Annotated in this window: 14 protein-coding genes; 5 read left to right on the top strand and 9 right to left on the bottom strand. The window is 69.0% G+C overall.

The features are described 5' to 3' along the window. Nucleotides 1–108: 108 nt before the first annotated feature. A complete protein-coding gene (locus IG65_RS0114500; RefSeq protein WP_369801542.1) occupies nt 109–1,236 on the bottom strand; it encodes a polyprenyl synthetase family protein in 1,128 nt (375 codons plus the stop codon). Between the two features lie 343 nt (nt 1,237–1,579). On the opposite strand from IG65_RS0114500, the gene IG65_RS0114495 reads away from it, so the two are divergent. Then, complete coding sequence (locus IG65_RS0114495) at nt 1,580–2,077, top strand: DUF6764 family protein (RefSeq protein ID WP_030515436.1); 498 nt, start codon at nt 1,580–1,582, stop codon at nt 2,075–2,077. Nucleotides 2,078–2,258: 181 nt separating this feature from the next. After that, entirely contained in the window at nt 2,259–3,653 is a 1,395-nt protein-coding gene (locus IG65_RS0114490; protein ID WP_231509201.1) for a glutamine synthetase family protein, read from the top strand. A 28-nt stretch (nt 3,654–3,681) separates the two neighbouring features. Here the strand turns inward: IG65_RS0114490 and IG65_RS0114485 are convergent, their stop codons facing one another. Next, nucleotides 3,682–4,170: a hypothetical protein gene (locus tag IG65_RS0114485; RefSeq protein ID WP_030515434.1), complete on the bottom strand. Its 489-nt coding sequence runs from the start codon at nt 4,168–4,170 to the stop codon at nt 3,682–3,684. A 110-nt stretch (nt 4,171–4,280) separates the two neighbouring features. On the opposite strand from IG65_RS0114485, the gene IG65_RS0114480 reads away from it, so the two are divergent. Together IG65_RS0114480 and IG65_RS0114475 are read left to right on the top strand one after the other, a co-directional pair. Then, complete coding sequence (locus IG65_RS0114480; protein WP_030515433.1) at nt 4,281–4,829, top strand: TetR/AcrR family transcriptional regulator; 549 nt, start codon at nt 4,281–4,283, stop codon at nt 4,827–4,829. Between the two features lie 21 nt (nt 4,830–4,850). After that, nucleotides 4,851–5,657, top strand: coding sequence for a methyltransferase domain-containing protein (locus IG65_RS0114475; RefSeq protein WP_036524442.1), 807 nt, complete (start codon nt 4,851–4,853; stop codon nt 5,655–5,657). A gap of 7 nt (nt 5,658–5,664) precedes the next feature. Here IG65_RS0114475 and IG65_RS0114470 read toward each other — a convergent pair whose 3' ends face one another. From IG65_RS0114470 to IG65_RS0114445, 6 genes are all read right to left on the bottom strand, one after another. Next, complete coding sequence (locus IG65_RS0114470) at nt 5,665–6,813, bottom strand: cation:proton antiporter (RefSeq protein WP_030515431.1); 1,149 nt, start codon at nt 6,811–6,813, stop codon at nt 5,665–5,667. 149 nt (nt 6,814–6,962) lie between these two features. Further along, the gene (locus IG65_RS35885; protein ID WP_030515430.1) at nt 6,963–7,685 is read right to left on the bottom strand and encodes a hypothetical protein; all 723 of its coding nucleotides are present in this window, start codon (nt 7,683–7,685) and stop codon (nt 6,963–6,965) included. Nucleotides 7,686–7,719: 34 nt separating this feature from the next. Then, a complete protein-coding gene (locus IG65_RS35880; RefSeq protein ID WP_030515429.1) occupies nt 7,720–8,223 on the bottom strand; it encodes a hypothetical protein in 504 nt (167 codons plus the stop codon). Between the two features lie 138 nt (nt 8,224–8,361). Next, a complete protein-coding gene (locus IG65_RS0114455; RefSeq protein WP_156055608.1) occupies nt 8,362–8,862 on the bottom strand; it encodes a hypothetical protein in 501 nt (166 codons plus the stop codon). Between the two features lie 357 nt (nt 8,863–9,219). After that, the gene (locus IG65_RS0114450; RefSeq protein ID WP_030515427.1) at nt 9,220–9,996 is read right to left on the bottom strand and encodes an ATP-binding protein; all 777 of its coding nucleotides are present in this window, start codon (nt 9,994–9,996) and stop codon (nt 9,220–9,222) included. A 92-nt stretch (nt 9,997–10,088) separates the two neighbouring features. Next, a complete protein-coding gene (locus tag IG65_RS0114445; RefSeq protein ID WP_051756011.1) occupies nt 10,089–11,363 on the bottom strand; it encodes a GAF domain-containing protein in 1,275 nt (424 codons plus the stop codon). A gap of 97 nt (nt 11,364–11,460) precedes the next feature. On the opposite strand from IG65_RS0114445, the gene IG65_RS0114440 reads away from it, so the two are divergent. Next, entirely contained in the window at nt 11,461–13,287 is a 1,827-nt protein-coding gene (locus IG65_RS0114440; RefSeq protein ID WP_030515425.1) for an NAD(P)/FAD-dependent oxidoreductase, read from the top strand. A 160-nt stretch (nt 13,288–13,447) separates the two neighbouring features. Here the strand turns inward: IG65_RS0114440 and acs are convergent, their stop codons facing one another. Further along, on the bottom strand, nt 13,448–15,379 hold the full coding sequence (gene acs / locus IG65_RS0114435) for an acetate--CoA ligase (RefSeq protein ID WP_030515424.1): 1,932 nt from the start codon (nt 15,377–15,379) through the stop codon (nt 13,448–13,450). Nucleotides 15,380–15,420: the final 41 nt, after the last annotated feature.

Below are 15,420 nucleotides of genomic sequence, written 5' to 3'. Positions count from 1 at the left end.
CCATGCTCCGCGACCACAAGACCTACCAGCCCGCCCCCGCAACCTGACCCCATCAGCAAACCCGGAAATCACCAGTAGGACTTGACAACCTCATTGAGAGATTCCTCCTCAGGGGTGCCGGGTGACGCAGATGAGGCCCATACCGTCGAGTACGCGGCGCATCGGTTCGGGCAGGGTCGTGCTCTCGATGGTGCGCCGCGCCTCGCCGACGCGATCGCTGATCATCGCCTCGATCCGGGCGGGTGCTCCGGAATCGGTGATCAGGGCGCGCAGTCTGTCGGTGGCGCCGGCGTCGACGACCGGTGCGGACAGCAGCGTGTCGAGTTCGCGGCGGGCGGCGGGTTCGGCGAGCTGGCGGGCGGCGATCACCACGGTGGTCGCCTTGTGCTGCGTCAGATCTCCGTCACCGGGTTTGCCTGTGGCATCGGGGGTTCCGAATACTCCCAGCAGGTCGTCGCGCATCTGGAATGCCTCGCCCACGGCGCGTCCGTACCGGCTCAGCGCCGACAGGGTCGACTCGTCGCATCCGGCCATCGCCGCGCCGAGTTCGAGTGGCCGGCGCACGGTGTAGTTGCCGGATTTCGCACGTGCCAGCGCCAACACCTGCCCGAAATCCGGTTCCGTGCGGACGTCGTTGAGCAGATCGCCGAACTGTCCCACCGCCAGCTCGATGCGCATCTCGTCGAAGCGCGGCCACACGCGGTACAGGCAATCGGGGCGAATCCCGCTCTCGCGCAGCATCTTGTCCGCCCAGACCAGGCAGATATCGCCGAGGAGCACGGCCGCCGACTCTCCGAAACGACCCGCGTCGCCGGGCATTCGCCGGTGCCGATGTGCGTCGGCGAAGGCGATATGCCCGGTGGGCGCGCCGCGGCGTAGCTCCGACTCGTCCATCACATCGTCCTGGATCATCGCGAAGGCATGGACCAGTTCCAGCGCGGCGGCGGCTCGCACTGCGGCGGCGTCGGGTGCCTCGCCGCACAGCCAGCCGATGTACATGAATGTCGATCGCAGGCATTTGCCGCCTGCCACGTAGCGGCGGGCGATGTCGTCGACGGCGATTTCCTGCACGGCGCCTATGCGATTCTCGCGCAGGAACGCGTCCAGTTCGGTCAGGACTCGATCCCGCACCGCGGTACGCCACCGCGCGACACCGTCCACCGTATTCACCGGGTGGTCGGCCAGAATTGTTGCAGGGGAACACAATCGGTACGAATTGTCGATAGTGACGCTCACGTCCACTCCTCGGTTCGGCGGTACAGCGATATGGGGTGCCGGCTGGCTCTCCGAGGCGGGGATCGAGACCGCGTATTCCGGCCCGTCCGGGGATCCTCCCTCGACGTCTGAACCCAAGGCTACAGCAAACGATGCATAAATGATGCACATGAGCGGAAGTTGTCCGTCCCGGCCGGGTATGCGCCGGGTGACCTCGATGATCGGTTCGGAACGGCTTCGTGCGAGGTAGGGCCGGACGGGCGACGTCATGCTGCAATCGATGCAACAAAAGATGAGACGCATCGTTTATGCATCGAATTACGGGGTACCCTGGCCGAGAACCAACCAATCAGAGGAGGCCCTCATGTCTCGTTCTTCCGCTCGACGCGCGCTGTTCGCTCTCGTTTCCGGCGGAGGTATCGCCTTGACCTCGGCCGCGTTGCTGGCCGCGCCGGCCCAAGCCGACTCCACCAGCTGTCCGGCGCCGGGCGCCGGCTCGGTCGCCCAGACGGGTGCCGATGCCGCGTGTTCGGCCACCAGCGCCGGTGGGAGCGCGGCGGCCGCCTACGGCATCAACGGTACGGCCACGGCGAATGCCGGGCCGACGAGTTTGTCGCTGGCCATCGCGCAGGGCGGTGGTATCGCCCGGTCCACGTCGGGGCCGTGGTCGGGGCCCGCGGCGATCGCGGTCGGACCCGGCGCGACGGCCGACCTGAGCGGGGTCCGCCCCGGGCTGGCCATCGGCATCGCCGGGCCGGGTGCCACGGTCACGGTCTCCGGCGTCGGGACGCCGGTGTGCAGCGGCGGCCCCGGTTTCGCGGGCGATTTCCAGACCTTCCAGGGCTGCCTGTCCATGCGGTGATCTCGCGTCGTCGCGGATGGTTTTCGAGTAGGTTCCGTGTGAGTGGGTGCCGTCGAGTGATCCGGCGTGGTAGCGGCGGAAGTGCGGGCGATCGAGACATCGGCGCGTAGTCTCGAACGCGGCCACCCGCCGGCGATTGTGTCTGGTTGTGCCGGCTTCCATCGAACTCCCGGGAGTCGACGTGGAACCACTGACCGAGCAGTTGCGCCGCGACCGTGCGGATCGGGCGAGCGCCGTCGCCGCCACACTGAGTGCCCGCGACATCGACGCCGTGGCGGTCACCTGGGTCGACACCAGCGGCATCGTCCGGATGAAAGCCGTTCCGGTGGAACGGTTCTCCCACGCTGCGGCCTGGGGGATCGGCGCCTCGCCGGTCTTCGACGCATTCCTGGTCGACGATTCCATCCTGACCGAGCATGTCGCCGGTGGCCCGACCGGTGACCTACGGCTGTACCCGGACCTCGATCGGGTCACCGCCGTGGCCGCGCTTCCGGGATGGGCATGGGCGCCCGCGGATCGCTATACGCAAAGCGGTACGCCGCATCCGCGCGATTCCCGGTTGCTGCTGCGCCGGCTCGTCGCCGAGCTGGCCGACGACGGCTACGAGTTGCGCACCGCGATCGAATTGGAATGGACGTTGTCGCGCCCCGACCCGGCCGACCCGGACACGTTCAGCCCCGCCACCTCGGCGCCCGCTTACGGGATGGCCAGGCTGAGCGAACTGGCCTCGTATCTGCGCGATGTGGTGTCGAAGGTGCGCGACAGCGGTATCGGCGTCGAGCAGATACATCCCGAATACGAGGTGGGGCAGTTCGAACTCTCCATCGCCTCCGGTGATCCCGTCCGCACCGCCGACAACGCGGTGCTGGTGCGCGAGATCGTCCGGGCCGTCAGCGGCGCTCACGGCTTGCGGGCGACGTTCAGCCCGGTGGTCGTGCCCGGTGTCGTCGGTAACGGCGGCCACGTCCATCTGAGCCTGTGGCGGGAAGGGGTGAACCGGATGTACGGCGGTCCCGGTCCTTTCGGAATCGGTGCGGAGGGAGAGCACTTCGCCGCGGGGATCCTGGACCGTCTGCCCGCGCTACTGACCGTCGGCTGCCCGGCCGTGGCAAGCTACCTGCGCTTGCAGCCCAGTCACTGGGCGGGTGTCTTCCGATGCTGGGGATTGGAGAACCGGGAGGCCGCCCTGCGCTACATCACCGGAAGCGAAGGTGAGCGCGACCGCGCGGCCAATATCGAGATCAAGACGTTCGACGCTGCCGCCAACCCGTACCTGGCGTTGGCGGGCCTGCTGGCGGCGGGCCGGGCGGGCTTGCAGGCGGGCGCGACCCTGCCCGAGCCGGTCGCCGGCGATCCGGCCCGACTCGACTCCGCCACCCGGTCCGCGCGCGGGATCACCCCGTTGCCCACCACACTCGCGGACGCGGTGGCGGCTTTCGAAGCCGACGAGGCGCTGTGCGCGGCATTCGGCGACGACCTCGCCGACACCATCGGCAGCGTGCGGCGCGGTGAGATCGCGCTGTTCTCCGATGCCACGCCCGAGCAGATCGCCGACGCCTGCAGGTGGAGGTACTGAGCCGCGTCGCGAGGTACTGACCGCTCGGTCACCTCGCCGCCGGCTCCGCACTGCCGGCTCGTTCGAGAAGTGAGCGCACGAACGCCAGATGGCCGGGGACCACGCCGAACCACACATCCGGCGCGCGTGTCGCGCGCATGGCCACGAAGGTGGCCAGCGCGACGACGCCCGCACGGATCTCGAGCGCCAGTTCGCCGTGGAATCCGAGACCCGAATCGGCCCGCAGTAGAAGGCATTCCGGTGCGGAGAAGGTGATGCGCCAGCCGGCGACGGTGTCCGCCGCGCCGGGGGTGAGGCCGAGTTCGATACCGGCCCACGCCGCCCGCAATCGCGTACGAACGTCCTCGGGAACGTCCTCCATGATCGCGCGGGCCCACTGCTCGGCGGTCCGGGCGGTGGCGGCGGGGGTTTCCAGCACGTGGCTGTCGATGTAGACGACGTCGTCCAGGGTGGTGAGGGCGAGCAGGTCGGCGGTGATTCCGCATTGACGGACGGTGGGGGAGGTGTGGACGGACATGACGAGAACCTTCTGGTTTCGGTACTGCACGATAGATACAGAACAGTACTGTATCTATCGAAGGGTGATCTAATCAAGGGCATATCGGGCCGGGCGAGAAGGAGGATGTGATGGCGCCACCGGTGCGAACTCCGCGGCAGGCGTGGATCGATGCCGGGCTCTCCGTGCTGGAGCACCACGGCCCCGATGCGGTGCGGGTGGAGGCGCTGGCGGCGCAGCTCGGCGTGACCCGCGGCGGCTTCTACCGGCAGTTCCGCTCCCGCGACGAACTACTCGAGGCGATGCTCGACGACTGGGAGCGGCGCGCCGTCGACGATGTGCGCGAACAGGTCGAGCGCGAGGGCGGCGATCCGAAGCGCATGATCCGGCGGGCGGGCACGCTGACCTTCGCCGAGGATCTGACGCCGCTGGATCTGGCCATCCGGGCATGGGCTCGGCGCGACCCGGCGGTGGAGGCACGGCTGCGGAAAGTGGACAACGCCAGAATGGACTATCTGCGCACGCTGCTGCGGAACTCCGGCGTCGCACCCGAGGATGTGGAAGCCGTTGCGCTGCTGTCTTTTTCGATGGTCATCGCCAATCGCCTGATCAAGGCCGAGCATCCCGGCGAGAGCAGATCGGATGTACTCGCCCACGCCGCACACCTGCTGTTCGACTGATCGCGCGGGCATACTGGCGGGGTGAGCGATCAACGAGGCGTTCCTTCCTTCCACATCGACCAGGTCGACCACCCGGAGCAGGAGCTGATCGTCCGGATACTCGACAATCAGGCCGCCTTACCCGGCGTGGTGCGGATGCGCGAGTGGGCGCGCGCCGCGCTGGCGCTGCGACCCGGCGAAACCGCCCTCGATGTGGGCTCCGGCACCGGCACCGAAGTAGTGGAGCTGGCCGCGCTGGTCGGTCCGGCCGGGCGGGCCATCGGTATCGATCCGAATCCGTCGATGCTGGCGGTGGCGCGCGAACGCGCCGCGGACGTACGGGCCGAATTCATCGAGGGATCGGCCTACGATCTGCCGCTGCCGGACGCGTCTGTCGACGCGGTGCGCTGTGAGCGGGTCTATCAGCACCTCGACGATCCGGCGAAGGCCACCGCGGAGATCGCGCGGGTGCTGCGACCGGGCGGGCGGGTGGTGCTGATCGACAGCGACTGGTCGACAGCGATCTTCCATCCCGGCGATCCCGAGGTCGTCGCGGCGTTGCAGCAGCGGATGGAAACCAACAGTCCGAATCGCAACTCCGGCAGGCATTTACGGGGACGGCTGGTCGACGCCGGCCTGCTGATCGACGATATCGGTTCCGAGGCCGTGATCTGGGAACCCGAGTCGATCCTCCCGATGTTCACGGCGGCCACCGACCGGGGCGTGGCCGACGGGCTGATCACCGCTGCCCAGCGCGACTACGTTCTGGCCGAAATCCGGCGCGGTGCCGAGACCGGCGACTATCACTTCTCGGTGACCATGTTCGCGGTGGTGGCGCACAAACCCTGACCCTCGTTCACGGCGCGACGGGATCCGCCACCGGCGGCCGTCGCGCCGCGAGCGCGGCAGCCACCGCCGCCGCGACGATCGTCACCAGCGCGCCCAGCATCATCGCCGCCGCCTCGGCCGGGTGCAGCACATGCAGCTGGGTGCCGACGGTGACGGCGGCCACCGGTACACCGATCTGAGCGGCGGCCAGCGCGCCGAATGTGACCGGCTGCCCCAGCAGACGCATGAGCAGATGCACCAGCAGTGCGCCGGCTCCGAGCGCGAGCCCCAGCAGAATCAACCGCGGGCGATCGGCGAATTCCCGCAGATTCAACCGAGCGCCCAGCCAGACGAAGAACAGGGGAGCGAGGAATCCGTCGGTCGCGGCGAACAATTGCCGTGCCACCCGGCGCGGTTCGCCGACTGCCGCGACGGCCAGTCCGGCCGTGAAGCCGGCCAGCATGATCGACACGTGCGTGCGGGTGGCGATGGCGGCCACCCCGAAGACGAGGGCCAAACTGACCCGCAGTTCGAGGGCGAATTTGCGGCGTTCGGAGACTCGGTGCGCACGCCGGCGCAGCCCGGAGCGTTCCAGCCACCGCAGCAGTAAGAACAGCAGCACCGCGGTGCCGATCACCGCCAGCGCACCCAGCGCGGCGCGTCCGGCGTTACCCGCGTCGATCACCAGCGGTAGCGCGACGATCGACGCGGTGTCGGCGATGGCCACCTGCGCCGTCAGTTCGAGCACCGATCGGCCCTGCAGCCCTTGGGAATCGATGATCGGCAGCACCAGCGCGGCCGAGGAGGAGGCGAGCAGCACCGCATAGATCGCGCCGTGCCCGGTATCGAAGAAGCCGGCGAGCAGATAGCCGATCACGGCCGCGGCCGACCCGACCAGCACGGCTCGGAGGCCACCGATGCCCAGCGCCGAGCGGATCCGCGGATCGCGAATCGGGACATGGGTGCCGGCGACGAACATCACCAGCGCGAAACCCATATCGGCCAGGAAGGCGAACACCGGATCCGAGGCATCGAGCACCCCGAATCCGGTGACGCCGCAGACGATTCCGGCCAGCAGCTCGCCGACGATCACCGGTATGTGCCAGGCTTCGCGCCACGCCAGCAGCGGTCCCGCCAGCCCGAGCGCCAGCACCAGGGCCAGGGTGGACAAACTCATCGGTGCTTACTTCTTCCGCTCGATCTGCTGCCGCTCGACATCGTGCACACTGTCCGCCGCGCACCACTCCAGGTCACGCCGACACGCCGTCGCCTGCCGTCCGGCGCCGTGCCCGGCCGCGTGCGCGGAGGGCCGGGCACGGCGGTGGCTCAGTGCGCGTTCTGCGCGTGCTCGGCCTGCAGCTGGTTGTACTTCTGTGTGCCCGCGGCGATTCCGACCGGAAGGGCGACCGCGACACCGCCGACGCTCGCGCCGAGGCCGCCCACCGCGACCACGCCGACCAGGCAGGCCGCGGCCATCGCGGGCACGGTCATGGTGCCGGCGGTGGCGACGGAGACGAGGGTGCCGCCGGTGGCGATACCCAGGGGGCAGCCGACGGCCGCGCCGATCACCGAACCGGCCATCGCGCCGACCGCCATCGCCAGACCCATGTGCGGTGCCGCCGCGGCGACGGCCTGGTTGAGATCCGACATTTGGGTATCGGCGACCGAGCCGGGCTGTGCCGCAGTCGATTCCACGGCGCCGGCGACGGGCTGGGACGGCGCCGTCGGGTGGGCGGGATCGGCGGCCGCGGGAACCTCGATCGGAGTTCCGAGCAGTGTCCTGCCCGCACCGTCGCGAATGTCGAACTGTCCGGGGCGCACCGCCACCGCGCCGAGCGGAGTCTGCAGGGCCGCGGTTCCGGTGGTCGTGTCGTCCTGGTAGCGGATGCCGGGGCCCAGGTCGGTGCTGGTCCACTCCGATTGCGGGGCAACGGGTGCGGGGGTGGAGGGTGCCGGAGCGACGACATCGGCCTGGGCGGCCCCGGCCGCCGCGACGACGGCGGTGGCGAGCAAGGTGGACACGGCGATGGTCCGGGTGGTGGTCTTCATGAATTCTTCCGCTCTGATCGGTGGGGAGTGTCGATTACCGCGCGTTGCTCTCGGCCGGCATCGACTGTGCGATCAGGCCTTTGGAATGGAGCGAGTTGTACTGGTCACCCACCGCGTTCGCCAAGCTCGGGCCGCCGGTGGCGATGCCGCCGGCCATGCCACCGAGGAATCCGAGCGTGCCCGCGCCGAGAATGCATCCGCCCACGATGCCGATCGGAGTCAGTACCGGCACCGGAATGGTCAGTGTGCCGCCGGTGATCGCGCCGAGCGGGCAGCCGACCGCCAGGCCCGCCGCCGTGCCCACGACCTGGCCGACCGTGGAGTCGTTGGCCCACGCACCGGCGATGGTGTCGAACGCATTCAGATATTCCGTGGTCGGATCGACCGGTGTACCGGCAGGATCGGCCGGTGTGCCCTGGTCGCCCGCGACCGTGGCGGTCGCGGGCGACCCAGACTCGGCGAAGGCCGGAGCGGCGACGCCGACCGTGGCGGATGTGGCGAGAACCGCGATCGCGGCTGCGCGAATGACGTGACGCATGATTCTTCTTTCTCGATGCCTGATATCGCCCGTGCCTTCTCGGTTGGTGAACCGGGGGTTCTCACGAGCTGTCCGTACATTAGCCACCCGCGCTTCGCGCCGGCGCGGGGGCAGCCGGAGATGATCAGGCGGACAGACCTACATCGGCACCACGGTTTTCAGCCAGCCGGTCCGCCGGAGATCGAAGGCCTCGTAGGCATCGATCATCGACTGCGGTTCGGCGTGCTGGGTGATGAACCGGGTGGGATCGAGATCGCCACGCCCCACCTTGTCGAGCAGACCGGGCACGTAACGATGGTGGTTGCAGTTTCCGCCCTGCACGGTCAGATTGCGGTTCACGACGACCCCGAGCGGGAACCGGTCGAAGGTGGGCGGATACACGCCGATCACACCGACCGACCCGGCCTTCGCGACCGCCTGCACCGCCCAGCGCCCGGCGAGGCTCGGTGCGTCGCCGACCAGCCACTGACCGGAATCGATATTGCCCTCGGGTGCGGCGAGGCGGCGTTCTTCCTCGAAGACGTCGGTCTCGACCGGCAGGTGGTCCGCCGCCGGCCCCTGCTCGGGCCGTTGGGCGTCGACTCCGACCGCGTCGATGACGCGATCGGCGCCGATCCCGCCGGTCAGCTCGCGCGTCACCTCGACCGGATCCTCCCGCAACTGCTTTCACGTTCACTCCTCGATAGCGGGGTCGGATGTGGTGGTCGTGGCGGGCGCTGGGCCGGTCACTGGACGCCCTACCCCGCGGGCGGCGAGGTATTCCGGCGGGGCCGGTGGGAAAAGGTTCGATTCGCACCCGCGGGGTATGCGGTGAACAGGCGTCGTCGAGGCCCTCACTCAGCTGCTCGGGCGACCACCCGGGACCGGTTCTCTGTTGAAAAGGAAGGTCGGTCCGCTTCAGGTGCAGGGATAGCGTGGCGAATGGGACGTATCGAATCCGCTTGGAGGAGAGACGTTTCCGAGCCAAGGGAGCCGCAACCGGGCTCGGGGCCGCAGTCAGCTGACCTGCCGGTTCCGCGCGGTCGCCAGCGTCGCCCACACCACCTTGCCGGTCGGCCACCGCGGCGCGCATCCCCATGCCGAGGCCAGCTCCGCCACGATGTGCAGGCCGTGCAGTCGGCGCCCGACGGAACCTGGTCCCGGTTCGCGCAGCACCGCTTCGCGGGGGTCGGGGTCGGCGACCGCGACGGTGAACAGATCTTCGCGATATTCCAGCCGCACGTCGATATCGGGCACGCCGGTGAAGTGGCCGTGCAGATCGGCGTTGTCGACGAATTCGGTGGCGATGATCTGCGCGGCCTCGCTGATCTCGGCGATGTCCCATTCGGCGCAGATGTCGTCGATGAGCCGGCGCGCTCGATGCCCGGTGACCGGGGAGAGCGTCATGGTCATGGCGGCCCGGCGGCGGATCGGCGGTTCGCCCGACGCGGCGACAGCGGCGGCGACGCTCGGCTGCACGGCGAGGAACCGGCGGATCGCGCTGTGTCCGAGCCGGCGGCGTAGTTCGGTGTCCTCGGCGACGAGGAGAATCGGCACGCCCGGCCAGTTCGCGGTGCGCAGCCGGGCGCTGGTGAACGCGGTGAGGGCGGTTTCGGTGGCGATGGTCATGCGGTCGACGCGGACGATGACCGCGCGGGGCTGTTCGACGACGAACTTCACGAGGTCGTCGGTGAATCGGCGGTACGTCACCGCGTCGAGCGTGATATCGGGGTCGAGCACCACACAGCGATCGATTTCCGTCGGCTCCCAGCAGATGGGCGGAACGGTATTCATGGCGAATCGCATTCGAGTGCTGTCACCCCGGCAGCCGGGCCCGCGCGGTGATCGGCAGCCGCGGACGAGTGCGTCCTGCGCATACTCGGACCTTACCCGTGGGGGCGCCTCCGAAACTCGTCATTTTCGGGCGGCGCACTCGGCTCGCGGAGGACCGCGTAGTCGGCGAGCGTGTCGCAATCGCCCAGTTCGAGAGTGAATTCCACCGCCGCCGAGATCCGATAGGGCCGGCTGTCGATCACCGAACCGAGAATGCGGCGCAGCCGCGACAGTTCCGCGCGGATCGCCACCGCGTGGTCGGGGTCGCCGTGGACCGCCGTGCTGAGTTCGGTGACCGACATGCCGCGGCGGCCGTGCCGGTGCAGGAGCAGCAGGATCTCCGCGTGCCGCTGGGAAAGGGGTGTGTGCCAATCGGATTCGCCGCCGGTGCTGCGGACCACCGGTGCGCCGGACAGGTCGAGGGTCATGCGGATGCGGGTGTCGCCGGTCGTGGGGCGCAGCAGCCAGCCCTCGGCCAGCGGTTCGGCGATGCACAGGCCCAGCCCCGGAACCTGCACGGCGCGTTCGGTATTCGGTATCGCGATGCGTCGCGCCGGTGCCACCCCGGTGGCGTGGGCGACCCAGCCGTGCCGGTCGATGACCAGGGCCGGGCCCGGCAGCGCCGAGAGGGTGGGCATGGCGGTATCGCGCAGCCGCTGCAATCGTTCGTACTGGCGGTGCAGCAGTTGCCCCTGCGCGATCTCCACCGCGGCGCTGACCAGCGCGGTCACGGTGGGGTGCAGCGTCAGCGCCGGGCCACTCACATCGACGACGCCGAGCAGATCGCCGGTGCGCGGATCATGCAGCGGCGCCGCGGTGCAGTACCACGGATGCTGCGACTGTTCGAAGTGCTCACCCGAGAACAGTTGCACCGGAACGGCTTCGGCGAGTGCCGTGCCGATGGCGTTGGTGCCGACCGTGGTTTCGGTCCAGGTGGCCCCTTCGCGGAAGCCGAGTTCGTCGGCGCGGCCGCGTACCCGCGCGGCGCCCGAGCGCCACAGCACGATGCCGTCGGCGTCGGCGACGACCATCATCATCTGCGAGGAGTCGGCGACCCCGGTGAGGATGCGCGACAGATCGCCGATCACCTCCTGCAACGGTGAGGTGCGGCGGCGTTGTTCGATCTCGTCGAGCGGCAGGATCGCGCGGGTATTGGTCCGATCGGGCGCCAACCCGGCCGCGAGCACACGCGACCAGGATCGCGCGACTACCGTGCGCGGGCGCAGCGGCGGTCGTCCGCCGCCGATGACCGCGTCGTGCATGCGCACGAGGTCGCGGGCGTAGCGCGGCAGATCCGTTCCGGGGGTGATCGCCTCGAAGCTGCCCACGTGGTCCATTCCTGAAGAGTGCAACGCCTTGCAACGATTGTGACACCGGTTCGACTCGCGTGTGCTGTAGGTCACAGATCTTGGGAAGGAGTATCCGATGACCTCGACATTGGAACCGGTGGCGGAGCGTTCCGACGGTGCGGGTCCGCAGCAGCGGGTCGAAACCTGGCTGCGCGACTTCGAATCCGCGCTGGCGGCGCGCGACATCGAGGCGGCGGCCGGCATGTTCGCACTCGACAGCTTCTGGCGGGACCTGGTCGCGTTCACCTGGAATATCAAGACCGTCGAGGGCCGCGAGGGGGTCGCCGACATGTTGCGCGCGCGGCTCGGCGACACCGATCCGCGCGGGTTCCACACCACCGAACCGGCGACCGAGGACGACGGCGTGATCACCGCGTGGATCGGATTCGAGACCGCGGTCGGGCGTGCGGTCGGCCATCTGCGCCTCACCGACGAGGGCGCGTGGACGCTGCTCACCAGCCTGCGCGAACTGCAGGGGCTGGAGGAGAACAAGGGGCCGCGCCGGCCCAAGGGGGCTGAGCACGGGGCCACCCGCGAGCGCGTCACCTGGTCCGAGCAGCGGGAGCGACAGGAACGCGAACTAGGCTACAGCACCCAGCCCTACGTGCTGGTGATCGGCGGCGGACAGGGCGGTATCGCCCTCGGCGCCCGGTTGCGGCAGCTCGGCGTGCCGGCGCTGGTGGTCGACAAGCACGATCGGCCCGGCGATCAGTGGCGCAAGCGCTACAAGTCGCTGTGCCTGCACGACCCGGTCTGGTACGACCACCTGCCGTATCTGCCGTTTCCGGAAAACTGGCCGGTGTTCACGCCGAAGGACAAGATCGGCGACTGGCTGGAGATGTACACGCGGGTGATGGAGGTGCCGTACTGGTCGAAGACCACCTGCACCTCGGCCGCCTACGACGAAACCACCGGCGAATGGACGGTTCGGGTCGAACGCGACGGGGAGCAGGTCGTGCTGCGCCCGCGGCATCTGGTCCTCGCCACCGGGATGTCGGGTAAGCCGAACATTCCGAATTTCCCTGGTATGCAGCGGTTCAAGGGCGAACAGCAGCATTCGAGCCGGCATCCGGGGCCGGACGCCTACGCGGGGAAGCGGGTCGTGGTGATCGGCTCCAACAACTCCGCGCACGACATCTGCGCGGCACTGTGGGAGGTCGGTGCGCAGGTGACGATGGTGCAGCGCTCCTCGACCCATATCGTGCGCTCGGATTCGCTGATGGAACTCGGACTCGGCGATCTGTATTCGGAGCGGGCACTGGCGAACGGCATCACCACCGACAAGGCCGATCTGATCTTCGCCTCGCTGCCCTACCGGATCATGCACCAGTTCCAGATTCCGATCTACGACGCCATCCGGGAACGCGACGCCGACTTCTACGACCGGCTGACCGCGGCCGGATTCGAACTCGACTGGGGTGACGACGGTTCCGGACTGTTCCTGAAGTATCTGCGCCGCGGCTCCGGCTACTACATCGACGTCGGCGCGAGCGAGCTGATCGCGAACGGTGATGTCGCCTTGGCGCACGGGCAGATTCGCGAGCTGACCGAGGATGCGGTGGTGCTCGACGACGGTACCGAACTGCCGGCGGATCTGGTGGTCTACGCCACCGGGTACGGCTCGATGAACGGCTGGGCGGCGGATCTGATCGGCCAGGAGGTGGCCGACAAGGTCGGCAAATGCTGGGGTTACGGCTCGGGTACCACCAAGGATCCGGGGCCGTTCGAGGGGGAGCTGCGCAATATGTGGAAGCCCACCCAGCAGGAAGGCCTCTGGTTCCACGGCGGCAATCTGCATCAGTCGCGCCACTATTCGCTGTATCTCGCACTGCAGCTGAAGGCGCGGTACGAACACATTCCCACACCCATGTACGGGCTGCAGGAAGTGCACCACCTGAGCTGAGTGCATGGCGGGCAGGGTCGTTCGACACGGACGACCCTGCCCGCCGACGTCGATGAAGTACGGAATTTTCGTGAGGTGACGGCCGATGATGTCCGATGTCCCCGCGACGAGCGACTCCGCCGCACCGGATCTGTGCGGCGGGGTCGCGTCGGTGCGCGCGTCAGTTCGCCGGGCTGAACTGCCGCGAAATCTGCTCCACCACAGTGGGATCGGCCAGGGTGGTGGTCTCACCGATATCGCGTCCGTCGGCGATGTCGCGCAGGATGCGGCGCATGATCTTGCCCGAGCGGGTCTTCGGAAGTTCGGGCACGAGCAGTATGTGGCGGGGCGCGGCGATCGGGCCGATCTCGGTGGCGACGTGGGCGCGCAGTTCCTCGGTGGCGGTATCGCCGCTGCCGTCGCGAGTGACGACGAAAGCGACGATGCGCTGCCCGGTCACCGCGTCGGCGGCCCCGACGACGGCCGCCTCGGCCACCGCGGGATGCGATACCAGCGCCGATTCGATTTCGGCGGTCGAGAGCCGATGGCCGGAGACGTTCATGACGTCGTCGGTGCGGCCGAGGATCCAGATGTCGCCGTCGGTGTCGTAGCGGGCGCCGTCGCCGGCGAAGTAGTAGCCGTGGCCGGCGAAGCGTTCCCAGTAGGTGGCGCGGAAGCGTTCCTCGTCACCCCACACGCCGCGCACCATGCCGGGCCACGGCTGATCGAGCACCAGATACCCCGATTCGCCCGGCGCGACCTCGGTGCCCGCGTCGTCGACCACCTTCGCCGAGATGCCCGGCAAGGGTTGTTGTGCCGCACCGGGTTTGGGCCGGCGGGTACCGGGCAGCGGCGCGATCATCGCCGCGCCGGTCTCGGTCTGCCACCAGGTGTCGACGATCGGTGCCCGTCCCGCGCCGATGTGTTCGCGGTACCAGGCCCACGCCTCGGGATTGATCGGTTCGCCCACGCTGCCCAGCACCCGCAGGCTCGACAGGTTGTAGCGGGCGGGAATGTCGTTGCCCCACTTCATGAATGTGCGGATCAGCGTCGGCGCGGTGTAGTAGATGGTCACCCGGTAGCGCTGCACGATCTCCCAGTGCCGTCCCTCGTGCGGGGTGTTCGGCGTGCCCTCGTAGACCACCTGGGTGGCCCGGTTGGCCAGCGGCCCGTACACCAGATAGGTGTGCCCGGTGATCCAGCCGATATCGGCGGTGCACCAGTACACGTCGCGGCCCGGATCGTGGTCGAAGACGAGGCGATGGGTGTACGCGGCCTGGGTCAGGTAGCCGCCCGAGGTGTGCAGGATGCCCTTCGGTTTCCCGGTGGTGCCCGAGGTGTAGAGGATGAACAGCGGATGTTCGGCGTCGAACGCGGTGTACTCGTGCCGATCCGGGACTCCGGCCAGCAACTCGTCCCACCAGATGTCGCGGCCCTCGGTCCAGGGCAGCTCACCGGCGAGGTCGCCGCCGACGCGGCGGACGACGACCACCTTCTCCACCGTGGCCGCGCCGGCCAATGCCTCGTCGACCCGTTCCTTCATGGGCACGGCCGCGCCGCGCCGGTACTGACCGTCGGCGGTGACGACCACGCGCGCTCCGGCGTCGTCGACCCGGGCGCGCAGGGCGGCGGGGGAGAATCCGGCGAAGACGACGCTGTGCACCAGGCCCAGCCGGGCGCAGGCCAGCATCGTCACGATGGCCTCCGGAATCATCGGCAGCTGGATCGCGACGCGGTCGCCGGCCCGCAAACCCGAGCGCGCCAGGCCATTCGCCGCGCGGTGGACGGCGCGTTGCAGGTCGGCGTAGGTGAGGTCGCGGGTGTCGCCGGGTTCACCGACCCAGTGGATGGCGACCTGATCGCCGTAACCGGCGTCGACGTGGCGGTCCACGCAGTTGTAGGCGACGTTGAGCCGGCCGCCGGCGAACCAGCGGGCGAGATGGGGTGCGGGGCGTTCCAGCACGGTGTGCCACGGGGTGTCCCAGTGCAGGCGCTCGGCCTGCCGCGCCCAGAAACCGTCGCGATCGGCGACGGCCAGTCCATACAGTTCCGCGCCGGAATACTCGTTCCGGTGCGGCGAGAGATCCGGATTCCCGGTGGTCGAGTCGTCCATGGCGGCAGTGTGGTGCGACGGGGTTGGCAACTGGTTGACGC

Source organism: Nocardia sp. NRRL WC-3656, from assembly GCF_000720265.1.
Lineage (GTDB): Bacteria > Actinomycetota > Actinomycetes > Mycobacteriales > Mycobacteriaceae > Nocardia > Nocardia nova.
The sequence above is the reverse complement of the archived record's forward strand: the minus strand, read 5'-3'. Positions and strand labels throughout refer to the sequence as shown.